The sequence below is a fragment of the Bifidobacterium xylocopae genome, from assembly GCF_003315615.1.
Taxonomy (GTDB): domain Bacteria; phylum Actinomycetota; class Actinomycetes; order Actinomycetales; family Bifidobacteriaceae; genus Bombiscardovia; species Bombiscardovia xylocopae.
Genome location: NZ_PDCH01000009.1, coordinates 1 through 23,454 on the forward strand (window position 1 = coordinate 1; position 23,454 = coordinate 23,454).

The following is a 23,454-nucleotide window of genomic DNA, read 5'->3' on the forward strand; positions in this document are numbered from 1 at the left end:
GACAGCTGATGTGGTTGCGACTGTCCATACACTAGACAGGTTAGTGAGTGGTGAGAGGATGTTGAACGTCACTGGCAAGAGAGATGTGTGATATGTATAAGAGTTATAGAACCTGAGTGAGCTGAGTGTGAGTTGGCCGTGGAGGGCACAGCGGGAGCAGCTGACGAGGTGTTGGATATATTTGGGATAAGAATAAGGGACGGCATACGAGGTCGGCCTCGGTGGCGTGGGGTCGGAGATGGGTATAAGAAGAGAGAGGTCACAGGCCAGCCCCCCGGCCAAGCCCCCCCCGCACGCCAGGCCCTGCCACCTGATGCATCATCCGACATCCAGCCCCCCCCCCCCCCGGACAGGCGAAACACCACATGTACAGGGACCAGAGAAAGCCCGCCAGTACAGCCGGAGGCCGGTAGAGGCGCAGCGGGCCGCGGCCGGAATGCGGAAACGGGGACGAGCACCAACAGCTCGGTGGACATGGGGGGCGATCAGGGGACCGAGGAAACCTGCCAGTGCCGGAGCCCATAGCGCCCAACCCGAGGACAGGGACACAAAACAGCCAAGCATTGAAGACCGTCTGCCGCCTCCACTGTCATGCCTCATAAACGCCGATTACTATACAAGTATGAGCAAGCGAGCGAAGAGGAAGGTGTCCGAAGCCTCCACACCGGCAATCGCCCAATTGGAAGCGGCCGGCATCGAGTTCGCCACCTATGAGTACGAGCACTCGGCGGACCATATGGAAGGCGGCTATGGCAGGGAGGCTGCGGCCAAGCTCGGCATCGACCCCAGGCAGGTGTACAAGACGTTGATGGCCGATACAGGCGACGAACGCGTGATCGCCGTCGTACCGGTTTCCGGCAGACTGAACCTGAAGGCCCTCGCCGCAGCCGTCGGCGCCAAGAAGGCCCGCCTGGCCGACACCCGGACGGCCCAGCGCGAGTCAGGGTACGTAGTCGGCGGCATCTCCCCCTTCGGCCAAAGGAACGCCCACCGCACCGTGCTGGATGACGGCGCCCTCCACTTCGAACGCATCCTGGTCTCCGGCGGCAAACGCGGCTTTGACGTGGCACTCGCGCCCGCAGACCTCCTCAACATCCTAGGCGCCAGCACAGCGCCGCTGGCGGAGGCTTAGGTACCGGAGCCGCGTTCCACCGCCCAGTGCATCCGCCGTGGTACGTCCCAGGCGAGAGAAAGCCGGGCGGAATGCAGCCCAGTGAACCTGTTTCCTATAACTCCGCATCGGGCAGACAACAAGGAACGGAAGGGCGCAAGCTATGCAACGGTAGAATGTGAGCGATAACAAGTTCACTCGATAGGGAAGCGTGGAACATGGGCGAAGCAGCCAGCATGAATGAGGCCAGCGCAGGCACACCGAGAACCGGTCAGCAGTTCGCGATCTCCTGCGGGGATTACCAGGCAGTTGTGACGGAGCAGGGAGCCATTCTGCGCGCCCTGCGCTACCAAGGCAAGGACCTGATCGCCACCTTCGGCGAGGATGAGCCGGTCCCCTGCTCCAATGGATGCGTCCTGGTGCCCTTCCCCAACCGCGTGGAGGACGGCGAATACACCTTCGACGGCAAGACCTACCGTCTACCGATCGACGAACACGAACGACACAACGCCATCCACGGTTATGGCTACCGGTACTACTGGCATCTGGAGCGCCTGACCGAGACGAGTGTGACCCTGTCCTGGCGCACCCCTTCTTTGGCCTACTATCCCTTCGACCTGGTTGTTGGCGCGACCTACACGCTGAACGAGGATGGACTGACCATGACGGTGAGTGCCAGGAACCAGGGCGATCGGAGGGCCCCCTGGGCATTCGGCATCCACCCCTGGTTGGCGAACGGCCGCGAAGGATCGGGCGACCGGATCCAGGACGACAACGGCGAGTGCTCCCTCCTGATTCCCTGCCGCACACACGTCACGGTCGACGACCGACTGATTCCCACCGGCGAGGAACCCGCCCAAGGCGACTATGATCTGACTGGCGGTCCGAGCCTGAAGGGCCGTGCCTTCGACGATGCCTGGACCGGGATCGAGCGCGACAGCCAAGGCCGCTCCTCCGCCGTTCTGACACGCCCCGACGGCATCCGCATGACCCTGTGGGGCGATCGGACCATCAACGCCTGGCAGGTGTGCACCGGCACCGGTTTCGACGCCTCCTTCCGCCCGGCAGGCGTCGCCGTCGAACCGATGACCGCTTATGCCAACGCTTTCCGCACCGGCAAGGATCTGATCATCCTTGAACCAGGCGAAGAATACGAAACGCAGGTGGGGTACCGGGCAGACAGGGTCTGACAGCAAGGACGGCACGGAAATGCGATCGGCCTCGCATCGGTCGCGAGTCTGTGCGATAATGTCTCAAGGCTTATTCGATCAGCAGTAAAGGAGTCCATCATGGGCATGCGCGGACGCAAGCGCAGGGATCGCCGCAAGAAGGCCGCCAACCACGGCAAGAGGCCGAACACCTGATTCCGCTCGCTATACGGGCGAACGATACGAAGACGTCCCACGGGTCAAGCCAACAGCTCCGGCCTGTGGGCGTTGTTGTATGTTCGCAGGTTTTGGAGTCGCAAGTGCGGACGGAACCCATCCATAGGAGCCTAGGATCCAGAGGCCGAGTGCCCATGTAAATCCACTGCGGTGAAACCGGCGCACACAGGTAGGCCGTCATGCCGGTACGTCACGGCAGGGATCGGAACCCTTTCAGACACTGGCACCATGGTTCGCCGCGGGAGCGCCGCCTGCGGGCAATTCACCAGACTGTATGGCATCGTCGACGGCGTCTATGGCATCGAACATGCGCTGCAAGCGCTCGATGAGGCAGGCAGGCGCACACTGCGGCCGCAGGTAGGAGCGCAGCTCCTCGATCAGCCGACGTTCTTGCTCATCGCAACAGGTCTGTGGATCGAAGCAGTCACCTGGGTTTGCGGGACGCATATCAGCGGATGCAGTGATGCTCAGGCTGGTATGGGTCACACTCATCTGGCCGTCGCTTGAGGCAAACCGGCTCATCTTGATGTGTGCGCCCATCACTGCCCCTTCCTCACTGTGCATTTTCCGATGTTTTCATAATAATCACATTGCAGGCCTTGCGGTCGCTTTCCGCTCAAGGCGTGCCGGCAGAGACACCGCCGCCTGCTGACCGTGAGTCGGAGCCGGAGCCCGCTACCGCCGGCCCAATCGCCCGGGGTCCTCCGCGTTTGCGTGTAGGTTCCAGCCCATATCCACGCTCGGCCGCGTATTTTTTCAGTTCCTGCTTAAGCTGTGTACGGGCCCGGTTAAGCCGGCTCATGACCGTTCCGATCTTGATGCCCTGCTCGTCGGCCACTTGCTGGTATGACTTGCCGTCTATGGCCGCGTCGATGAAGACCCGCCGCCGTTCCGGGCTCAGCTTGTTGAGCGCAGCCATGATCTCCTCGGGCGCGAAAGCCTCCAGGTACTCCTGCTCAGCTGACTTTAAGCCTTCCGGGTTATGCTCGGAAGCAGAATAGATATCCCAGTCGTTGTATTCGCCGGTCGAATCATTCGCACGTTGGGGGCGGCGCTTGGCCTTATGGTACTGATTGAAGAACGCGTTGCGTTCGATCGTGGTCATCCAGGCCTCGAAGTTGCTACCGGGTTCGAACCGGTCAAAGGCCTTGAAACCGCGCTCGAAAGTGTCCTGCACCAGGTCTTGCGCGTCCTCTGGGTTGTTGGTGAGTCTCATCGCCTGCCGGTAAAGCACATCGACAGCGGGCATGGCGAGCTGCTCGAAGCGCCTTTTGCGCTCTTCCAGCTCGGATCGATCAGCCACACCTCCATTGTGCCATTGATATGGACACGGCGATCACCTGGCGGGTTTCGTCCCAGCCGGCAAGGAGAATAAGCAGTATGACCGACAATCTTTCCGAATTCGAACAGGCCCTGAACGCCGCGCCTGACCAGGGGGACACGACAGGACTTGCCGAGTCCTGGCTCCTGGGCCTGGACACCGAGACGACAGGAATCCGTCCGGGTACGGACGCGATAGTATCCGCCTGCCTGGTGCTGCGTGAGCCTGCAAAGGGATACGAGGGAGATGCGGTGGCCGAATGGGTGATCAACCCCCATCGCCGGATCTCCGCAGGAGCCAGCAAGGTCAATGGCTTCACCAACGAGTACCTGGCGGAGCACGGAGCAGAACCCCCGGAAGCCATCGCCCAGATCGGGCGTCTGATCGCCCGAGCCCAGGCCAAGCACATACCGCTGCTGGCCTACAACGCCCCGTTCGATGTGCACATGCTCAACGGCGACATCGCCCGCTGGTGCGCTGATGAGTTGGACCCATTCGACACCTCATCAATGCTCGTCGTGGACCCCCTGGTCATCGACCGGGCCATCTCGAAGCGCTCGGGACGCCGATCCCTGTCCTACACGACCGAGTACTACGGGGTGGAGCCGCACGGGAACTTCCATAACGCCACCGCCGACACGATCGCCGCGGTCGACCTGGTCAAACCGATGGCCACCCTCTACCCCCAAGTGGCCCATTTGAAGCTGGGCGAACTGATGGATTGGCAGCGTCGGGCCCAGGCGGACTGGAACGAGTCCTACCAGCGCTGGGCCAAGTCCAAGGGCCGTAGGTTCCGGGACACCGGCTGGCTCTGACACCTGGCCCGCCCCACCCGGTCAAGATTGCGTCAAGGCCTCCGCCGGACCGCCCGGGTGGCTGGGGCCTGGCTGTAGACTGTGACTGCATTTCGACACAGGGAGGATAAGGGGGAGCATGGCACTCAGCTTGGGTTCGGCGGTATCGATCCTGGAGGAGCACCATCTGCTGCGGGAAGTGGTGAGTCCCAAGGGATGGACGCTGACGGTGGAGGGTCCTGACGCACGGCGCGACTTCAGTTCGATCACCTACGACAGTCGGCAGGTGAGCCCCGGCACCCTGCTGTGCTGCAAGGGGCGCTTCCAGGCCAGCTACATGGACGGACTGGACCAGGCGGGACTAGCCGCCTACCTGGCCCAGGAGGATTTCTCCGCCAATACCGGGGCTCCGGGACTGATCGTCACGAATGCCCGGCAGGCCATGAGCCTGCTGGCCGCCGAGTTCTACGACCGCCCCCAGGACAGGCTCAGGCTAGTGGGTATCACCGGCACCAAGGGCAAGACCACCACCGCCTATTACGTGCACGCCATGCTCAACCAGGCTTCGGATGGGCGAGCCGCCCTGCTGTCCTCGGTCGACAACTGCCTGGATGGCCACACCTACAAGGAGTCGGAGCTCACGACCCCCGAATCCCTGGACCTCTTCCGTATGATGCGGCAGGCCGTGGATGCCGGGATGCGCTATCTGGTCATGGAGGTCTCCTCGCAGGCGTACAAGATGAGCCGGGTCCACGGGCTGACTTTCGATGTCGGCGGCTTCCTCAACATCTCCCCTGACCACATCAGCCCCGTAGAGCATCCCTCCTTCGAAGACTACCTGTACTGCAAGCGGCGAATCACCTACAACAGCCGAAGGCTGGTACTGGGCGCCGACCACGCCTACGCGGACCTCATCCGTCAGGACGCCAAGGCGGCCGGATGCCCGGTCTCGGACTTCGCCCTGCGTCAGGGTGTCCAGGCCAAGGGCACCGAAGCCGGCTGGGTGGTCGAGCCGGGTCGCTCAGCCGACGAGTCCAACGCCTTCACCGCCTTCCGGGCGGGCCGGGAGGCGGGTTCCTTCCATCTGACCATGGATGGCCTGTTCAACGGGGCGAACGCGGCCGCTGCCCTGGCGATTGTGGACGCCCTTGGCCTGCCGATTGGGCGGAAGGAATTCGAAGCCCTGAGCCGGGTGCGCATCTCAGGTCGGATGGAACGGTTCGAAACCCCTGGCATCGTGGCCTATGTCGACTACGCCCACAACTATGCCTCGACAGCCGCCGTACTGGATTTCATCAAACATAAGTATGCCGGAAGACCCCTCTTCCTGACCCTGGTGACCGGTTCTGCCGGGGGCAAGGCAGTGGATAGACGCAAGGAGATCGTGGAAGCCGCGCAGACCAGGGCGGACCGTCTGATCCTGACTGAGGAGGACACCGAATCGGCCAAGGAATCGACAGGCGACATCTGCCGGCAAATGATGGATAATGTCACCAACCCCGACCTGGAAGCATCCATCGTCCTGGACCGGACTCAGGCCATCGAACAGGCCGTCGAACGGGCCAAGGCCCATCCCGAACGCATGGACGCCATTGCGGTCATCGGCAAGGGCGAGGAACGTTGGATCAAGCGAAACGGCAGACATGAGCAGTATGAGGGCGACGACCGGGTGATCAGGCGGCTTCTGGCAGGCGATGCGGGCAATACTCGGGCGGTGGCCCGGAAAGCGGGCGAATGAACGACATGAACGACTTCCAACCCATCATCCTTGGCTCCGACATCAACGCCTACGGTATGGCCCGCGCATTCCACGAAGCCTACGGGATCCGATCCATCGCCTTCGCCCACTTCCAGCTCTCCCCCACGAAATACAGCCGGATTATCGACGTGCGGGTGACACCAGGCTTCGGCGAGCCCGAGACCTTCGTCCGCACCCTCATCGACTTCGCCCGAGGCTTCCGTCCCGGGCGGGCCAAACCCAAACTCCTACTCATCCCATGCGGCGACTCCTACGCGAATCTGCTGGCCGGCGCCCGTGAACGGCTGAAACCCTACTACGTCTTCAACACGTTGAGCACGGAACTCAACCGGCGACTCTCACTCAAGTCCAGCTTCTATGAGCTGTGCGAGGAGCATGGCCTGCCCCATCCCGTCACCAGGACGGTGGACGCGGCTGGGGTGGCACGCGGCGACTATAGGCATCTCCCATTCGACTACCCGGTGGCCATGAAACCGGCCGATTCGGACGAATGGCTGGGCGTGGACTTCCCCGGCCGCAAAAAAGCCTTCATCATCGAGGGCCCGGACGAACTTGAGACGCTCATCAAACGCTCCTACAAGGCTGGATACACCGGTCAGATGGTCATACAGGATTTCATCCCCGGCGACGATTCACGCATGCGGGTGCTCAACGCATACGTGGACCAGCACCACCGGGTTCGGATGATGATGCTGGGCCACCCCCTGCTGGAGGACCCGACACCTGAGGCGGTGGGCAACTATGCGGCCATCATCCCCGACTACAACGAAGCCGTGTTCGAACCGGTCAAGGCCTTCCTGGAAGACATCGGCTACCAAGGCGTGGCGAACTTCGACATGAAGTACGACGAGAGGGACGGCGAGTACAAACTCTTCGAAATCAACCTCCGTCAAGGCCGTTCCAGCTATTTCGTGACCCTCAACGGCGCCAACCTGGCCCGCTACTTCGTCGAGGACCTGGTCGAGGACTCCCCCTTCGACGGTCGAACCAGGTATGCGCGCGGCTCAAAGCTGTGGATGGAGATCCCCAGGTCCATCTTCCGCGACTACGTGGAGCCCGGCGCGGACAAGGAGCGCGGCCTGGCAATGCTGGACAGCGGCGATTGGGGCACCACGCTCGAATACCGGCGCGACATGACCCCCTTGCGCTGGCTGATGATCCGGCATATGTTCAACATCTATACGAAGCGTTACAAGCAATACTTCACAAGGAAAGGTGACCTGTGATGAGAAGATTCTTCGCCCTGCTCGGCGGCATGGGCACACTGGCCACAGAGAGCTTCGTGCACACCCTGGACAGGGCGACCAAAGCCGAGCGGGACCAGGACTTCCTCAACTATCTGGTCTTCAACGACGCCGACGTACCCGACCGCACGGCGTTCATCCTGGACCCCTGCCAGCCCGACCCCTTTCCCGCCCTTGCCGAAGACGTGCGCCAGGCCAGCGAACTGGGCGCCTCATTCATCGTGATCGCCTGCAATACGGCCCATTACTTCTACGACCGCCTGCAGGCCACCACCACCGTGCCTATCATCCACATGCCCCGTACGGCCATCGAATGGGCCGCCCGGCACTACCCGGCGGCCACCCATCCCCGTCTGGGCTTTATGGGAACCGAGGGGACGCGCGAATCCGGTCTGTATCGTAAGCTGGCCAGGGAGGCCGGCTATGAGCTGGTTGAGCCGGAACCGCTTATGCAGGAACGTGTGGACGAGCTGATCTACAAGGATGTGAAGGGCGGCAGAGCCGACCGTGTCCGCTATGAGGGCGTGGTCCACGAACTCCTCACCGATTATGGTTGCGACGCGGTCCTCCTCGGCTGCACGGAACTCTCCGTCCTGAATGAGGCTTTTCCGCTGCCTGAGCTGCCACTGGTGGATGCGCAGGCTGTGACCGTGGACCTGGTGGTGCGCAGGGCGAAGGCCGACCAGGGCAAGTAGCTCTGACCGCAATCGGCGGCCCCCCGGCGACCGAGCGACCATTCACGGCATAGCTCTGCCCTCTCACTCGTCGGCCACTGTCTCCTGCCCTTGCGCCAGCTTCTGGGAGATTACCGCGGTGACCCCGTCGGCACGCATGGTCACACCATAGAGCGCGTCTGCTATCGACATGGTGCGCTGCTGATGGGTGATCACAATCAGCTGGGCGTGCTCACGCAGTTGGTTGAAGGCGGTCAGCAGGCGGCTCAGGTTCACATCGTCCAAGGCCGCCTCCACCTCGTCCATCACATAGAAGGGGCTGGGACGGGCCGTGAATATGGCGAAGAGCAGGGCAAGGGCCGTCAGTGACCTTTCGCCGCCCGACAGGAGTGAAAGCTGCCTGACCTTCTTGCCAGCGGGACTGGCCTCCACCAATACACCGGTGGTGAGCAGGTCGCCCGGGTCCTCCAGACGCAGCCGCCCCGTGCCGCCGGGGAAGAGCGTCGCGAACATCGTCTCGAATGCGGCGGCTGTATCGTCGAAGGCCGCTTTGAACACGTCCACCATGGTCCGGTCCAGATCCTTGACCAAACCCATCAGATCGTCCCGCGACTGCACCACATCCCTGCGTTGATCGTTCAGGTACTGGTTGCGTTTCCTCAAGGCTTCGTATTCCTCGGTTGCCAGAGGGTTCACCTTCCCCAGGGCGGCCAGGTCCCTCCGGGCCTTGGCCAGACGCTTTTCCTGCTCTTCACGCACATAAGGGACGCTTTGGTAAACCACTGCCTTGCTCCGGCCCTCGTTTTCAACGTCATCGTTGCCCTCGGCATCGGATTCGGCAGCGTCATCGGCTTCCGCGCCCCCGACCGGCACAGGAGCCCCTGTCTCGTCCAGCACCGGCACTGGACGTCCGGGCCCGTAATCATGGATCAGTTCGTCCATGTCCATACCCAGATCGTCGGAGACTTTCTGCATCAACTGGCCGGACTGGGTGGCCTGCCGTTCGCGCACCACGTCCAGCTCATGCTCCCTTGCCCGCAGGCGCTCCACCTGAGGTTCCAAGTCCCCCCGCCGGACCCGCAGCTCCTTGAGCTCACCGTCATGGGTGGAGATCTGTGCTTGCAAGCGGTCGCGTTCGGCAACGGTCCGCTCCAGACTGGCGTCCAGTAGGCCCAGGACGGCCTTGGCGTCCCTGGCCACGGACCCCATGCGGGATATTCGTCGCTGCCGGCGACGGTTGGCCTCGGCCATGCGTTCCCTGCGCTGGCTTGCCTCCCGGGCCTGGTCGCGCAGGAGCTTGGCCTGCCGGGACAGGGATTCGGCCTTTCCCTGGGCCTCCTTCCACCTGATCCGGGTCTCCATCTCAGCCGCACGTGCCTGGTCCAGACCCTCTTCCAAACGGTGGGCCCGCTCATTGAGCTCATCGACATTCACCTGCTCGGCCCCTGAGTTCTCTGCCTCGCTCAGCGCCCCTCGCACATCCTCCAGCTTCGCCTGGTGGGCGGCCACGTCCTCTTCCAGGGTTTCAATACGTTGCGCGGCTTCCTGCACACGCCCTTCCAGCTCCCTTGTCTGGGCCTGGGCAGCTTCCATGGCCTTTCGCCCCTGCTCGGCCTTGAGCCGGGACTCGGTCCGCTTGGCCTTGGCCTCTTCCAGCGCCGCCTCGGCCCGGGCCAGAGCGCTCTTTGCGGCATCCACACTCTCTTGGGCCCCTTCCAACCTGTCATCCAGCTTGCCGGCCTGGGACAGGGCCTTATCACGCCGGGCCACCAACGCCAGATCGCTGGTGGCCGGTCCCGAACCGCCGATGGCCCCCACCCCGGTGAAGACATCGCCGGCCCTGGTGAGCGCTTCATCCCAGATCCTGTTCCGCGCAGGCTCGCCCGCTTGGCTTTCAAACAGTGCCCGGGCATCCTCAGCGCCCTCCACAGCGGCAGTGCGTGCCAGCAACAGCCTCACCGCGGCCAAGACACCCTCTGCCCGCTCACCCTTCCGCGCGTCGGCTCTCGCCGAAACCAACGAAGCCGCATTTCGTACGCCGTCGGCAATGTCCCAATCCGTAACTTTGGCCTCATCATCCCCGTCAATCGGCGTGAGCAGCACGGCCTTGCCCAGCTGGCCCCCGTGCGCTTTTTCCAGGGCCAGCTCCACCCCATCCGCATCCGGCAGCACGATGGCCCCGGAGTAGTCGGCCAGGGCGTGGGCGATGGGTTCCTCCCAGCCCTCCTCGACCTGGATGAAGTCGGCCAACCGACCCAGGACCTCTACCCCCCCGTCCTCAGACAACCGTTCGGAAGCCGAACGCGAAGCCAGGGTGTCGGTCAGGGCATCCGCCTTCGCCTGCAGGGCTATGCGCTGGGAGCTGAGCGTACGCTGCTCCTCCTGGGCATCATTGAGGGCCTGCCGGGCCTGGGCACGGACCTGTTCGGCCTGCTCCTGGGCCTGCCGGTCGTCCTCCGACTCCCCGTCCTCGGCCTGCTCTGCCAGCGAGCGCTCCCGTATCTTGGCCTGCTCCAGTTGGTCGGCGGCCGACGCCCGCTGTGTCCGGGCATCCGCTAGCCGCCCCTGGGACAGTTGCAGGGCCGATTCCTCCTTGGCGACCAGCTCCTTGAGACCGGTCAGCTGGACGTCACGCTGGCGGGCTGTGCGCTGCAATTCGATCAGGGTCTGCCGGGCGGCTGCCAGCTGCTTCTCCTGGCTGGCCCTGGCCTCCACGGATCGATCCAGAGCCAGCCGGTCCTCATCAAGCTTGGCTTCCAGATCCCTGCCCTGCCCGTCCACCTCATCGGCCCGCCGCTCCAGCATCGCGGGGTCGGGCCCGGACATCGCTTCGTCCATCTGCCCGGACAGGGAGCGGGCCCGCTCACCGGCCAGGGAGATCAGGGAGTCGTAACGTTCCTGCAGCTGTGTAAGGTCATGCCAGACCTGGTTGATGGCGCTGATGCGCGGGTTGGATTCCTGACTTGCGGCCTCCACCTGCTCGATCCGCATCTTGATCTCGGCCAGGGCCCGCTGCCGTTCGGTCAGTTCGCCACGCAGCTTACCCAGCTCCTCCCGGCTCCTCTGCAGGTTCTGCCTGGACTTGAGCGCATCTTCGGCGTAGATCCTTGCTTGGGCATCGCGTAAAGTCACCTGGATACCGTCGGCCCGACGGGAGACACGCGCCTGCCTCCCCAAGGGCCCCAGCTGCCGGTGGATCTCCCCCAGCAGGTCGTCCAGCCGGGAGAGGTTGGTCTCGGTGTTGGACAGCTTCCGCAGCGCACGTTCCTTGCGTTTGCGGTGCTTAAGAATCCCTGCCGCCTCTTCGATGAAGGCCCGGTGGCCGCTGGGATCGGCATGCAGAATCGCATCAAGCCGGCCCTGCCCCACGATCACATGCATCTGCTGGCCCAGGCCGGTGTCGGACAGGAGCTCCTGGATGTCCAGCAGGCGGCAGGCCGATCCGTTGATGGCGTATTCGGAACCGCCGCTTCGGAAGATGGTGCGCGAGATGGTGACTTCGGTGTAGTCGATGTCCAGGGTCCGGTCGGTGTTGTCGATGGTGAGACTCACCTGAGCCCTGCCAAGCGGGGGACGATCGGAGGTCCCCGCAAAGATCACGTCCTCCATGGAAGTGCCGCGAAGGGCCTTGGCCCCCTGCTCGCCCATCACCCAAGCCAGACCGTCGACGATGTTGGACTTGCCCGAGCCATTGGGGCCGACCACAGCGGTGATGCCCGGTTCGAAGCGAAGGGTGGTGGGTGTGGCGAAGGATTTGAACCCCCTCAGGGTGAGCTCCTTGAGGTACATCAGGCCCTCTCAGACTTCGGTTTCTTCAGGTCCGGGTCCACACGTTCCTTGAGCAGAGCGCGCGCATCGCCGGCGGTGACGAAGGACCCGCAGATCAGCACACCATGTCCATACCCGACGCCCAGCTCGTCCTGCTCGTCCACCATGTTCACAGCGGTCTGGATGGCATCGGGAAGGAGGTCCCGACGGATTACTCGGTCGGGACCGAAGACCCGCTTGGCTATGCTCTCCAACTCCCGAGCCGGCATGACCCGCTCCCTCCAGGAGTTCTCGGTCACCACTATCTGGCTGAGCAGGGGCTCCAGCACACCCAGGTACTCCTCCACCTGCTTGTCATGCATCATGGCAACGACTCCGACCACCTGCTCGAAGGAGTAGTTCTCCTCGATGGCCGCCCGCAAGGACTGGGCAGCATTCACGTTGTGTCCGCCATCGATGATGATTGTGGGTGAATTGCGAACCTGTTCGATCCGCCCGGGCACCTTGACCTGGCTGAGGGCTTCAGCCAGCAGGTCGGCGTCGAGGGCGCCGGAGACCGGCATGGCCACCTCGGCGGCCGCCAATGCTGCCAGGGCGTTGTGGGCCTGGTGGACGCCGAACTTATCAATCGGCACATCCTCATAGGTCCCGTTGGGGGTGCGCAGGCTGGCGATCTGACCCCCGACGGCCGGCTGGCGACCTAGCACCTGCAACTCCTCACCGTCGCGCAGCACCCCTGCCGCCGCACGCCTGCGAGCCGTCTCCTCGATGATCGGCAGCACAGCCTCGCCATGGGGCTGCGGACCCACGATCACCGTGGAACCGGATTTGATGATGCCGGCCTTTTCGGTCGCTATCTGCTCGACCGTATCCCCAAGCCATTGCATGTGGTCCATGTCCACCGGACCGATGACAGCCACATCCGCGTCCAGGGCATTGGTCGCGTCCCATTGGCCGCCCATGCCCACCTCGACCACAGCCAGATCAACCGGCGCGTCGGCGAAGGCCCAGACCGACATGGCCGTCAGGACCTCGAAGAAACTCATGGCCGGCTCGCCCTTCCGGACGGACTCGGCGTCCACGATCCGCACCAGCGGCTGTACCTGCTCGTACACATCCACGAATTCGTCGTCGGACAGTTCCCGCCCGTCGATGGCGATTCGTTCGTTGATTCGCTCCAGGTGGGGCGAGGTGTACAGGCCGGTACGCAGTCCGTATGCGCGGGCGATGGCCTCGGTCATGCGCGCGGTGGAGCCCTTGCCGTTGGTCCCGGTGATATGGACCATGCGGAAGGAATTTTCGGGATGCCCCATCAGATCCAGGATGGCACGCATCCTATCCAGATTCAGGTTGGTGGTGCTGTGCTCGGTGGGTCGGGCCATGATCTCCCGCTCCACCTCGCGGATGCCCTTGCCCTGGCTGTTCGGGTGCTCGTATGACATGAAAGAATTCCCGCCTCCGCCCGGCGCCTTGACCAACGCCGCGTTCTCGCTTCTTGGACCGGATTCCATTCTAGGCGGGCCCCAGGTCCACACCCGCGTGGCTCGGCCCCCAGCGCAGCACGGACGACATCGTCCGGTGCGGCTAGGATGGGCCCTATCAAGCTCCGATTCAGCGGGACCCGTGTACCAGGCCCCGGCGGGAGCATACCAAGGAGGCATGGCATGGCAGACAGCACGACACCCAGAAAGTCGGACGTGGACATCGACGAACAGGATATGGCAGACCGTGTGAACAACCGCACCCTGCGCCCTAACTCGGCGAAATTCCAGGAGTTCATGACCGAAGGCTGGGGACGGCAGGAGGCTGATGTCCAGCCCCTGGAATCCTCCAAGTACATCGGCGAGCGCCTGGCCAAGCTGGGTGCCCGCTTCCCAGGCGAGCGCCTGGTCATCCCGGCAGGCGATTACAAGACCCGCAACAACGACAACGACTACGCCTTCCGCCCCGATTCGGCCTTCGCCTATTACACAGGCCTGGGCGAGGACCTGGAACCGGGCTCGATCCTGGTCCTGGACCCCTTGGACCCGGACTCCCCCGAGGCCAAGGCCGGACAGACGCACCGGGCCGAGCTCTTCGCCCACCCCCGTGCCGACCAGTCCACCAAGGACTACTACCGTTCATCCCAGTACGGCGAGTACTGGGTGGGTCCGCGTGCCGGACTGAAGGAGCTCTCGGTGATGACCGGACTACCCACGCGCGACGTCACCGGCTTCCAGGACGCGATTGCCAAGGACGTAGGGCCCGACGACGGAGCCGTACGCCTGCGGGTCCTGCGTCATACGGACGGCCTGATCACCGAACAGGTGGAGACTGTGCGTAGGCAGAACGGCCTGGGCGGCCCCGACCGCAATGAGGCAGCCGACAACAAGTTCGAGGAGTTCGCCTCCGAGGCCCGCATGATCAAAGACGCCTACGAGGTGGGCGAGATGCGCAAGGCCATCGCCGCAACCAAGGACGGCTTCGACAAGATCCTGACCCGCCTTCCCGAGGTGGTCGGCCAGCCGCGTTCGGAACGCATGCTGGAAGGCGCCTTCAACGCCAACGCCCGTGAGGAAGGCAACGATGTGGGCTACGGCTCGATCATCGCCTCCGGCTCGCACGCGCCCATCCTCCACTGGATGCGCAACAACGGCACCGTGCGCAAAGGCGACCTCCTTCTGATCGACGCCGGCGTGGAGGTCAGTTCGCTCTACACCGCGGACATCACCCGCACCTTCCCGGTGGGTGGACACTTCAGCCCCCTGCAGCGCAAGATCTACGAGACGGTCCTGAAGGCCCAGCAGACCGCCTTCGATGCGGCCCGGCCCGGCGTCACCTACTCGGACATCCACCACACGGTCATGCGCGTGTTGGCCACCCGCCTGCATGAGTGGGGCATCCTCAAGGTCTCCGTCGAGGAATCGCTTTCCCCCCAGGGCCAGCAGCACCGGCGCTGGCACGCCTGCGGCTGCGCCCACCACCTCGGCCTCGATGTGCACGACTGCGCCGAGGCCCGCTACGAGTCCTACCAGGGCGCGCCCATCGAGCCCGGCATGATCTTCACGATCGAGCCCGGCCTCTACTTCAAGGACAATGACCTGATGGTGCCCCCGGAGTTCCGCGGCATCGGCGTGCGCATCGAGGACGACGTCCTGATGACCGAAGACGGCCCCGAATGGCTCTCCAAGCAGATTCCGAAGACCGTGGACGAGGTGGAGGCCTGGATGGCCGAACGGGCGGCCCAGGCCCCTGCCCGTTCTTCGGCCCAGGCAGAGTGAGCAGACACCGCCGCCATGCCCACGCCTGACTTCGTCCTGCGCCTGCGGACCAGGATCGGCCACGACCTGCTCTGGCTGTCCGGAGTCACCGCTTTTGTGCGACGCCCGGACGGCCGTATCCTCCTGGGTCGGCGTTCCGACACCGGCGAGTGGGCCCTGATCTATGGCATCAATGAACCCGGCGAGGAGCCGGCCGACACCGTGGTACGAGAGATCAAGGAGGAGACGGGCGTGGACGCGCGGGTCACCGATCTGGTCTCGGCCAAGTCCTCCCAGGAGATCATCACCTACGCCAACGGCGACAGGACGATGTATATGGACCACTGCTTCCTGTGCGAGCCCGACCCCTCCGGCAACATCGAACCTTTCGTGGGTGACGAGGAGAGCCTCCAGGTCGGCTGGTTCGAACCCGACCGACTACCCTCCCCCCTGGCGGCATCCACGGTCGAGCGCATGGCACTGGTCCAGGACTTCCTCACCCGCGCCGCCCATGGCGACCGCAGCGCCTCCTTCGCCGGCGGACGTAGCCAGATCGGAGCGGCGGGTAACCAGGCCTAGCGGTGGATACGGCCATACGGCGGATAGGGATAGGATGACCGCCCCGTCCGCCATCTTTTCCGCATCCCTGCTGTCCCTGCCCCTGGCATGGGCCACCTCCCCACCATTAAGACAGGCCACGTACCGGTTTACAAGCCCTGGAACCGGACATGGCATGCACTGGCATTGTCTCATTTCGCCTGGGGCAGTAAGTGGAGGGTGTAGGTGAAGTCGGTATCGTCCATGCGGTAGCGGTCAGCCAGGACGGGGCCGCAGGAGGCGGAACCCAGGCCGGATTGGGCGTAGTCCAGGCACAGGATAGTGGATGCGGACTCTTCGAGCTCGTGGTTGTGACCCTTGGCGGTCAGCTCCTCCTGGGTGTACGGGGAGAGGTTGAAGGAGAAGGGCCGCTCGGACAGGGCAGTCAGGGCCACGTCCGGGCCCTCCACGTTCACGTAGTCGCAGGACCAGTGGGAGCCGCCCTCCTGGGGCTTGAGGTAGGGTTCGAACAAGCCCTGGGCCGTGGAGGCGAAGACGCCGTAACGAGCGGACCGGTGCTTGTCTACGTAGGACTCGCCCGGCCCGTAGCCGCAGTAAGTGACGTTGCCCATGGGCTTCGGCAGGAAGAGACGCAGGCCGAAGCGGGGTAGGAAGGGGAAGGCGGGGTCGCGCCGGACCCGCATGGTCAGACTCAGCGCGCCCTGGGCCGTGAGGGTCCAGTCGGCCTGGATCCGCGCGATCGGCTGAATCACCGGGGCCACCAGGAGCATCCGAGAACTCACGCTCACCGCGCCGGTGCGCTGATCGACAATGGCTTCGATCCCCAGGGCCCGGGCGTAGGCGCGGTCGTATCCGGCCCGGCGCCATTGCTCCTTGACCAGGGCATCGTTGTCGGTCGGCGCCCGCCAGACGTTGACCTCCATGGGCCGGTCGAGCAGGCGGCGGCAGGCGTAATCCATGGAGGCGGGCAGGCCCGTGCGCTTGTCGAAGACGGTGCGCCAGTCGGTGCCTTCCACGGCCAGCAAGGCCGAACTCTCGCTGATCGTGGGGGCATCCCCACCACCGAGCGGACGGCTGCCACCGGCGTCGATCAGACGGTTGGGCTGGCCGACGGCCGTCGGCCGGCAGCGATCGAGCAGGGTGGCGACCACCTGGTTGGTCCGACCCTCCACGGCCAGATCCACCTGATCGAACCCCAGGTCGAAACCGGTGGGAAGGAGGGCGTCGGCGCTTTTCAGCCGGTAGGTCAGGAGCAGGGTGACCTTGCCCCGTTCGGGCAGGTCAACGGCAGGCAGGGTCAGCTGTCCCTGGCCGCGCGGGGGGATAGAAGGCAGGGGACCGCAGTCGATGGCGTCCAGAAGGGTGTCCTCCCGCCAGTCGCCGCCTTCGCCACAGCCATCGCCATCGCCGAAGTAACCGCGCTGGAAGGGCTCGCCATCGCACAACATGGTCCAGGCCACACTCAGATAAGCCGAAAGATCGACGAAGTCCATATAACTGCGCAGGGTCAGGGTGCGCGCGGCCTGGTCGAAGCCCGCGACCCGGGCGGGACGGAAGACGTTCTTGAACTCCTTCAGGCCGCTGTGCGGACGGCGGTCCGGGTAGACCAGGCCATCCATGCAGAAGTTGCCCTCGTGGGGGTACTCACCGTGGTCGCCGCCGTACAGGTAGACCTTGCGCCCGTCCCTGGTGCGCCCGGCGTCGATCGCGTGGTCGCACCACTCCCAGACGCAGCCGCCCAGGAGCCCGGGGTGACGCTGGAAGGCCTGGAAGTACTCCTCCAGGTCGCCCGGCCCGTTGCCCATGGCGTGCGCGTACTCGCACAGGAAGTAGGGCCTGCTCCCCCGCTGTCCGTCGTCGCCGTGCGTGGAGACGCCCTGGTGGCGGCGCGGGGTCTTGGCACCGCCCGTCTTGAAGTAGTCATCGATCTCCTCGATGGAGGGATACATCCGCGAGTGCAGGTCCAGGTTGGAGTAGTCCAGGTCCTCGCGTGGCGAGCCGTGGATGGCGGACTCGTAGTGGGTCAGGCGGTCGGGGTCCCGCCGCTTGGTCCAGGCCAGAGCGGCCTCGAAGCCGCACCCGTAGCCCGACTCGTTGCCCATGGACCAGATGATGATGGAAGGGCGGTTCTTGTCCCGCTCGACCGATCGCTTCACCCGGTCCACGATCGCGTCGGAGAAGGCCGGATCGTCGCCGATCAGGCCGTTCCACCAGTCGGGCTCGTCGCCGCCCTGGGGCTTGTAGAGGGTCTCGATCCCGTGGGCCTCCACGTCTGCCTCGGCGATCACGAAGAAGCCCAGCTGGTCGAAGAGGGCGTAGAAGTGGGGGGCGTTCGGATAGTGGGAGGTGCGGATGGCGTTGACGTTGTGCTCTTTCATCAGCCGCAGGTCCCGCAGCATCTGCTCCTGGGATATGGCGAAGCCGGTGACCGGGTCGGAGTCGTGGCGGTTGACCCCATGGATGGTGATGGGCCGGCCGTTGACGCTCACCACGCCGCCGTCCACGCTGATCCGCCGGATACCCACATAGTCCGTGATGACTTCGCTGGGTGAGCCTCCGGTGGCATCCGTGACTCCGTCAACCGATCGTGAACTCAGTTCCAGCCGGTAGAGCCTGGGCTCCTCCGCATTCCACAGCTGGGGATCCTGAACCGAGAACTCCAAAAGCGCGCGGCCGTCTTCACCCGTGCCGGCGCCGGCGCCTGCCGAACCGGCTTGGACCCGGCCGACCAGCTGGCCGTCAGGCGCATAGAGGGAGCCGGTCACCAGGCAGGGCCGCACTGCGGTGCCAGCTCTGCCCCCGCTCCTGTCGCCGCCCTCGCCCGCCAGTTCCCGCGACCGACCCCAGGACAGGAAATCCAAGTCCACTCGAACCTTGGCGGAGCGCAGGTCATCGGCCAGGTCGGTGTGGACGAAGTAGTCGCGGATGGCCACCTGGGGCCGGCGCAGGATGTAGACGGAGCGGAAGATACCGCTCATGCGGAACTTGTCCTGGTCCTCCAGGTAGGAACCATCGCACCATTTGAGGACCAGCACGGCCAAGCGGTTGCGCCCCGGCCTGAGAAGGGCGGTGACCTCGAATTCGGAAGTCGAATGGGCGACCTGGCTGTAGCCGGCGAAAGCACCATTGACCCAGATGTAGCAGCAGGAGTCCACACCCTCGAAGTTGAGGAAAGCGCGGGGGGCGCATCGGTCGGGTTCGTAGTCGAAGTCACGCAGGTAGACGCCGCACGGGTCGTCCTCCGGCACGCGCGGGGGGTCGAAGGGGAAGGGGTATTCGACGTTGGAGTACTGCTCACTGTCATAGCCCTGGGACTGCCAGACCGAGGGCACCGGTGTGGGTCGGTACAAGGCCGTACCCGCATCCGTTTGCGGATTGAAATCGGCCTGGAAGAAGGCCTTCGAGCCATCAGCGGCCGCGCGTGCCACCTCGTCGTCCAATTCATGGCTGCTCGGATAGTAGCGGAATGACCACTCGCCGTCGAGGCCGAGAAAGCGCGGGGAGCCCTCGCGCAGGTCGCCACGACGGTCGCCGGGAGCCGCATCAGGCATGAAGTATGCATGGGGGGGCTGGCAGGCCAGGTGCAGAAGGGAAGGATCCTCGTAATAACGCTCGATGAACATGCCTTGTCCCCGTTTCGTCGTCGAACCCGTCGTGAACCCGTTAGGGCCACCTGAGGCAACTTGCCTTATCGGCCACCAACCTACCGGTAAGACCGGACCCTGCAACCGGTGGGCGATCGGTGGCAACCTTTTGATAACCTTGTTACTATATGAATGTCGTTATATGATGAATGAACGTCAGCACGGTCTGCAAGGAGGAAGACATGGGTCACCGAACCGGCGCCTGCCAACCCTCCTCGACCTCAGAACTCAACCAGGCCCGCATATCCGGGCAGCTCTACCGGCATGGCACACTGTCGCGTGCCAGCATCGCCAAAGCACTGGGCCTCACGGCGGCTGCTATTTCCAAACTGGTGGGACGCATGATCGAGGCCGGAATCGTGGAGGAGACCGGCGACCTGCCGGGAGCCCTGCACCGGCGTTCCATCGGCTTGCGGCTCAGGACCGACGCCTATAAGGTCATCGGAGTCAAGTTCGCCCGCAGCCAGGTGCTCTGGGGTGTGTTCGACCTGGCGGGCGATCCGCTCAAGCAGGGCGAACTGCCACGCGTGAGCGAGGGGAACATACCGGGTACCGTGCGGGCGGTCACAAGCCTGGTCGACACCGAGCTGGCGTCTGATCCGGCGATCGTGGCAGTCGCCATGGCCGTTCCCGGCCCCTACCTGCGCGACGAGGGGCGAATCGCATTGGTCACCTCCATGCAGGGCTGGCGGGGAGTCAATTTCATCGACGAATTCAGCAGGGCTTTCCCAGTGCCCACATTCATTGAACAGGATGCACGGGCGGGCGCCCTGGCCCAGAGCCTTTTCGCCCCCACCGAAACCGACGGCGGATCACCCACCAACCTGGCCTACTATCTGGTCGGCGAAGGCGTTGGATTGGGGGTCATCGACGGCGGGCGGTTGATCAACGGCGAGCGCGGGGGCGCCACCGAGCTCGGACATGTATCGATCGACGCTGCCGGCCGCCGCTGCGAGTGCGGCAACCGGGGTTGTCTGGAACGCTACTGTTCCGCAGTCGCAATCCACAAAGCCATGGAGGAACCGCCCTATAGGGGGCATTTCCCCGAAGCCGCCGGGCTGAGCCACGCCCAGGCCTGCCGTTTCCTCTTCCTCCAGGCGTCCCGTGGCGACGGAACGGCCCGCGAGCTGGTGGAGCGAATCGCCTCATATGTTGGCTATGGCTGTGTATCAGTCGTCAACGCGTTCAACCCATCCCGGATTGTCATCGGTGACATCGTTGCTGCCGCAGGCAGACCATTGCTCGACACGGTCCAGCGAATCGTCGCCGAACGCGCCCTCCCCGAACTCAGGGAGGGCACCCATATCGAATTGTCCCGCCTGCCCGCTGATGCCACCCTGCTGGGTGCCGCGGCAGTGGCTGTTGACCGCTTCCTCCACTCACCCACCTTCTTCGCCGAGCTCAAACGACGACGGCAGGGCGAGGGCATGGGCCCCGAACCCGGAACCCATGCCGGACACAACCATCACGACCACCGGCCCGGATCCGATGCAAGCCACGAACAGCCGGCACCGCCCTCCATGAGACTACATCCCTACAGGCAGGACCGACAGTGATTTCAAAGATTGTGCAGTAATGAACAAACAGGCAAGGAAGCAGGAGCCAGCCCCTCAATCCGATGGGTGGGCACAGCACAGAAGAAAGAAAGGAAGCCCGCGATGAAGCAGCCAATCGTACTGAGCCTGGGGGAGATCCTGTGGGACATGCTCCCCTCCGGCAAACGGGCCGGCGGAGCGCCGGTCAACTTCAGCTACCACGCCAGCAAGAACGGTGCCAAGGGCTATGCAATCAGCGCCGTAGGCCGCGACGATCTTGGCCGCGAGCTGGAGGACGCCGTGGCCAAGGCGGGCGTGGACGCCTTCCTGCAGCACAACCAGTGGCCCACCTCCACGGTAGAGGTCCGGCTGAATGACCAGGGCATCCCCGGCTATGTGTTCAAGGAGGATGTGGCCTGGGACCACATGGAGCTTACCGATGACCTGAAGGAACTGGCGGCCAAGTCCGACGCCGTCTGCTTCGGCACCCTGGGCATGCGCAGCCAGCAGTCACGCGGGACCTTCTGCGACCTGCTGAGGGCCACCCGGCCCGACGCCATGCGATTCTTTGACATCAACCTGCGCGGCACGTACTACTCCAAGGACCTGATCGAGGAGCTGCTGGGCATGACGACCATGTTCAAGCTCAACGACGAGGAGCTGGTGGTCCTGCGCGACATGTTCCGCATCCCCGGCCAGTCCGACGCCGAGCTGTGCCAGTGGTTCTTCGACCGCTACGGTATGGACACCATCATCCTGACGGCCGGAAGCGACTACTCCACAATCTTCCTCAAGGACGGCTCCTCCTCCCGTCTGGGCACACCCCACATCCAGGTGGCCGACACAGTCGGCGCCGGTGACGCCTTCTCCGGCACGTTCGCCATCCACAGACTGGAGGGCATGCCACTCGCCCAGGCGCACCGGGCCGCCGTCAACACCGCGGCCTTCGTCTGCACCCAGTCGGGCGCATGGCCCACCTATCCCGAGCATATCCCGGACTACCTGGGCCAGCAGGGCGAGTGACCCGGACAGACCCCACCTCCCCCGCCAGGTAAGCCAACCAACCAGGCGGTCAGGGGGGGGGGGCAGTGGGGACGTCCCGCCGGGAGCGGACGAGCCCAGGAGTCAGCCCGCATCCTCGAAATACGCCAGCGGATCGTCGATGAAACGGCGCAATCCCATTTCGGCGGCCCCCTTGAGCGCGGGTCTGCGGTCCACGGCAGGCATCAGGACACGGGGCTCTATCCTTCCCCTGGCCAGCACCTGGGCGGCGAGCCGGCCCTGTAGCCGCTGGGCCAGGTCTCCGCCGAAGTTGGCCCAGAAACCACCCAGCATCACCGTATCCACATCCGAATAGTTGATGACCGATGTCATGACCGAGACCAAGGCGTCCAAGGCTCGGTCGATCGCATCGGCCGCTTTCGCGTCCCCCTCCTGCCAGCGCCGGTAGAGTTCGGCCGCCGCACGCGGGCTGACCGCCTCGTCGCCCGAGGCGATGCCCGCAGCCTCCACCAGGGCCCGCCGTCCCGCGTAAGTCTCCAGACAGCCACGCCGGCCACAGCGGCAGGTGGGCCCGTTCAGATCCACCGACACATGACCGAGCTCGCCGGCGAAGCCATGGTCACCTGGCTCGACGGCCCCCTTGCGCACCACAGCGCCACCGATGCCGATGTCGGTCGAGATGTAGATGAAAGAGTCGGTAGGCGTCAACGGCCGGGCAGCGGCGTCGTTTCCGGACCGGCCGCCTGACCGCTGGGTGGCATAACCCGGTATCTGGGCCAGCGCAGCCATCTTGGCCTCGTTGCCGGCCACCGGGTCCAGCCGGTCCACGAGTTCAAACCCACTCAGGTCGAGCCGCTCCCATCCCAGGTTTCGGGCCATGAGCAGGAGGCGATCATCGGTCACCAGACCAGGCAGGGCCAGGCCCGACCCCACGGTCCGGTAGCCGTGCTTCTCCAGTTTGTCCTCCACCGGCCGGGTTATCCGATCGAGCTTGGCGAAGATGTCCTGAGGGTCAGCCCGGCGCATGTCATCATCCACCCAGGAGGTCTCGACGATCCTGCCCGACAGATCGAGGGCCATGCAACCATAGCCGTCCGTGTTCACCTGCAGTCCGATGCCCGCCCAGCGGCCCGGGGCGATGGCCAACGGCCTGCTCGGCCGCCCGTAGGCCGGCTGGGAGGAGTCCGGTTCGAGCTCCCGGACCACACCCTGGTCCAAGAGCATCCCGCCAAGCAGGGACAGGGTGGCCTTGGTCAATCCGGTGGCTTTGGCCAGGTCTGCCCGGCTCATGGGCCGGGGTGCGCGCAGAATGGTGCCGATAATGACGGAGAGGTTGTGATCGCGCAAATCCTCCTGGTTGATGCTGCGCAGAGATACCATGCTTGCGTTCTTCCCTTCCTGGCGCAGGCCCACACCCGCC

17 protein-coding genes are annotated in these 23,454 nt (G+C 64.5%); 11 read left to right on the forward strand and 6 right to left on the reverse strand.

The genetic code is table 11. The features are described from left to right. Nucleotides 1-622 precede the first annotated feature (622 nt). The 3 genes from ybaK (at nt 623) to CRD59_RS08370 (ending at nt 2,475) form a co-directional block, all read left to right on the forward strand. Nucleotides 623-1,132, forward strand: coding sequence for a Cys-tRNA(Pro) deacylase (gene ybaK / locus CRD59_RS05080; protein ID WP_113853615.1), 510 nt, complete (start codon nt 623-625; stop codon nt 1,130-1,132). 197 nt (nt 1,133-1,329) lie between these two features. Next, entirely contained in the window at nt 1,330-2,301 is a 972-nt protein-coding gene (locus CRD59_RS05085) for an aldose 1-epimerase family protein (RefSeq protein ID WP_236632734.1), read from the forward strand. Nucleotides 2,302-2,400: 99 nt separating this feature from the next. Then, the gene (locus CRD59_RS08370) at nt 2,401-2,475 is read left to right on the forward strand and encodes a 50S ribosomal protein bL37 (RefSeq protein ID WP_099327425.1); all 75 of its coding nucleotides are present in this window, start codon (nt 2,401-2,403) and stop codon (nt 2,473-2,475) included. Nucleotides 2,476-2,709: 234 nt separating this feature from the next. Here the strand turns inward: CRD59_RS08370 and CRD59_RS05090 are convergent, their stop codons facing one another. Together CRD59_RS05090 and CRD59_RS05095 are read right to left on the reverse strand one after the other, a co-directional pair. Further along, nucleotides 2,710-3,036 (reverse strand): hypothetical protein, encoded by a 327-nt coding sequence (locus CRD59_RS05090; RefSeq protein ID WP_236632735.1) that lies wholly within the window; start codon nt 3,034-3,036, stop codon nt 2,710-2,712. Nucleotides 3,037-3,112: 76 nt separating this feature from the next. Further along, complete coding sequence (locus tag CRD59_RS05095; protein WP_407923116.1) at nt 3,113-3,799, reverse strand: sigma-70 family RNA polymerase sigma factor; 687 nt, start codon at nt 3,797-3,799, stop codon at nt 3,113-3,115. A gap of 77 nt (nt 3,800-3,876) precedes the next feature. On the opposite strand from CRD59_RS05095, the gene CRD59_RS05100 reads away from it, so the two are divergent. The 4 genes from CRD59_RS05100 to CRD59_RS05115 all read left to right on the forward strand — a co-directional run bounded on the left by CRD59_RS05100 (nt 3,877) and on the right by CRD59_RS05115 (nt 8,309). Then, the gene (locus tag CRD59_RS05100; RefSeq protein ID WP_113853616.1) at nt 3,877-4,632 is read left to right on the forward strand and encodes an exonuclease domain-containing protein; all 756 of its coding nucleotides are present in this window, start codon (nt 3,877-3,879) and stop codon (nt 4,630-4,632) included. A 118-nt stretch (nt 4,633-4,750) separates the two neighbouring features. Continuing rightward, nucleotides 4,751-6,349 (forward strand): UDP-N-acetylmuramoyl-L-alanyl-D-glutamate--2,6-diaminopimelate ligase, encoded by a 1,599-nt coding sequence (locus tag CRD59_RS05105; RefSeq protein WP_113853617.1) that lies wholly within the window; start codon nt 4,751-4,753, stop codon nt 6,347-6,349. A gap of 5 nt (nt 6,350-6,354) precedes the next feature. After that, on the forward strand, nt 6,355-7,596 hold the full coding sequence (locus CRD59_RS05110) for a carboxylate--amine ligase (protein ID WP_113853618.1): 1,242 nt from the start codon (nt 6,355-6,357) through the stop codon (nt 7,594-7,596). Further along, nucleotides 7,593-8,309, forward strand: a complete 717-nt coding sequence (locus tag CRD59_RS05115) for an aspartate/glutamate racemase family protein (protein ID WP_113853619.1) — start codon at nt 7,593-7,595, stop codon at nt 8,307-8,309. The genes CRD59_RS05110 and CRD59_RS05115 overlap by 4 nt, the downstream gene beginning before the upstream one ends. Nucleotides 8,310-8,372: 63 nt before the next feature. On the opposite strand, the gene smc is transcribed toward CRD59_RS05115, so the two are convergent. Then, the gene (gene smc, locus CRD59_RS05120) at nt 8,373-12,077 is read right to left on the reverse strand and encodes a chromosome segregation protein SMC (RefSeq protein WP_113853620.1); all 3,705 of its coding nucleotides are present in this window, start codon (nt 12,075-12,077) and stop codon (nt 8,373-8,375) included. Then, nucleotides 12,077-13,498, reverse strand: a complete 1,422-nt coding sequence (locus tag CRD59_RS05125) for a bifunctional folylpolyglutamate synthase/dihydrofolate synthase (protein ID WP_113853621.1) — start codon at nt 13,496-13,498, stop codon at nt 12,077-12,079. Before CRD59_RS05125 ends, smc begins: the two co-directional genes overlap by 1 nt. A gap of 222 nt (nt 13,499-13,720) precedes the next feature. On the opposite strand from CRD59_RS05125, the gene CRD59_RS05130 reads away from it, so the two are divergent. After that, on the forward strand, nt 13,721-15,316 hold the full coding sequence (locus CRD59_RS05130; protein WP_113853622.1) for an aminopeptidase P family protein: 1,596 nt from the start codon (nt 13,721-13,723) through the stop codon (nt 15,314-15,316). 15 nt (nt 15,317-15,331) lie between these two features. Then, nucleotides 15,332-15,874: an NUDIX hydrolase gene (locus tag CRD59_RS05135; protein WP_113853623.1), complete on the forward strand. Its 543-nt coding sequence runs from the start codon at nt 15,332-15,334 to the stop codon at nt 15,872-15,874. Between the two features lie 170 nt (nt 15,875-16,044). On the opposite strand, the gene CRD59_RS05140 is transcribed toward CRD59_RS05135, so the two are convergent. Then, complete coding sequence (locus CRD59_RS05140) at nt 16,045-19,476, reverse strand: glycoside hydrolase family 2 TIM barrel-domain containing protein (protein WP_113853624.1); 3,432 nt, start codon at nt 19,474-19,476, stop codon at nt 16,045-16,047. A gap of 203 nt (nt 19,477-19,679) precedes the next feature. Between CRD59_RS05140 and CRD59_RS05145 the strand changes: the two genes are divergently transcribed. Together CRD59_RS05145 and CRD59_RS05150 are read left to right on the forward strand one after the other, a co-directional pair. Continuing rightward, nucleotides 19,680-21,053 carry an ROK family transcriptional regulator gene (locus tag CRD59_RS05145; protein ID WP_113853625.1) on the forward strand — a complete coding sequence of 458 codons (1,374 nt, stop codon included), beginning with the start codon at nt 19,680-19,682 and terminating at the stop codon, nt 21,051-21,053. Between the two features lie 102 nt (nt 21,054-21,155). Continuing rightward, nucleotides 21,156-22,055: a carbohydrate kinase family protein gene (locus CRD59_RS05150; protein WP_113853626.1), complete on the forward strand. Its 900-nt coding sequence runs from the start codon at nt 21,156-21,158 to the stop codon at nt 22,053-22,055. 102 nt (nt 22,056-22,157) lie between these two features. On the opposite strand, the gene CRD59_RS05155 is transcribed toward CRD59_RS05150, so the two are convergent. Next, complete coding sequence (locus CRD59_RS05155; RefSeq protein WP_113853659.1) at nt 22,158-23,414, reverse strand: ROK family transcriptional regulator; 1,257 nt, start codon at nt 23,412-23,414, stop codon at nt 22,158-22,160. Nucleotides 23,415-23,454: the final 40 nt, after the last annotated feature.

Bases quoted from the DNA above. Each gene is read 5' to 3' on its own strand.
- CRD59_RS05110 (WP_113853618.1), top strand. From the start codon at position 6,355: ATGAACGACTTCCAACCCATCATCCTTGGCTCCGACATCAACGCCTAC.
- CRD59_RS05090 (WP_236632735.1), bottom strand. From the start codon at position 3,036: ATGGGCGCACACATCAAGATGAGCCGGTTTGCCTCAAGCGACGGCCAG.
- CRD59_RS05125 (WP_113853621.1), bottom strand. From the start codon at position 13,498: ATGTCATACGAGCACCCGAACAGCCAGGGCAAGGGCATCCGCGAGGTG.
- CRD59_RS05135 (WP_113853623.1), top strand. From the start codon at position 15,332: ATGCCCACGCCTGACTTCGTCCTGCGCCTGCGGACCAGGATCGGCCAC.
- CRD59_RS05155 (WP_113853659.1), bottom strand. From the start codon at position 23,414: ATGGTATCTCTGCGCAGCATCAACCAGGAGGATTTGCGCGATCACAAC.
- CRD59_RS05130 (WP_113853622.1), top strand. From the start codon at position 13,721: ATGGCAGACAGCACGACACCCAGAAAGTCGGACGTGGACATCGACGAA.
- CRD59_RS05140 (WP_113853624.1), bottom strand. From the start codon at position 19,476: ATGTTCATCGAGCGTTATTACGAGGATCCTTCCCTTCTGCACCTGGCC.
- ybaK (WP_113853615.1), top strand. From the start codon at position 623: ATGAGCAAGCGAGCGAAGAGGAAGGTGTCCGAAGCCTCCACACCGGCA.
- CRD59_RS05085 (WP_236632734.1), top strand. From the start codon at position 1,330: ATGGGCGAAGCAGCCAGCATGAATGAGGCCAGCGCAGGCACACCGAGA.
- CRD59_RS05145 (WP_113853625.1), top strand. From the start codon at position 19,680: ATGGGTCACCGAACCGGCGCCTGCCAACCCTCCTCGACCTCAGAACTC.
- smc (WP_113853620.1), bottom strand. From the start codon at position 12,077: ATGTACCTCAAGGAGCTCACCCTGAGGGGGTTCAAATCCTTCGCCACA.
- CRD59_RS05105 (WP_113853617.1), top strand. From the start codon at position 4,751: ATGGCACTCAGCTTGGGTTCGGCGGTATCGATCCTGGAGGAGCACCAT.
- CRD59_RS05100 (WP_113853616.1), top strand. From the start codon at position 3,877: ATGACCGACAATCTTTCCGAATTCGAACAGGCCCTGAACGCCGCGCCT.
- CRD59_RS05150 (WP_113853626.1), top strand. From the start codon at position 21,156: ATGAAGCAGCCAATCGTACTGAGCCTGGGGGAGATCCTGTGGGACATG.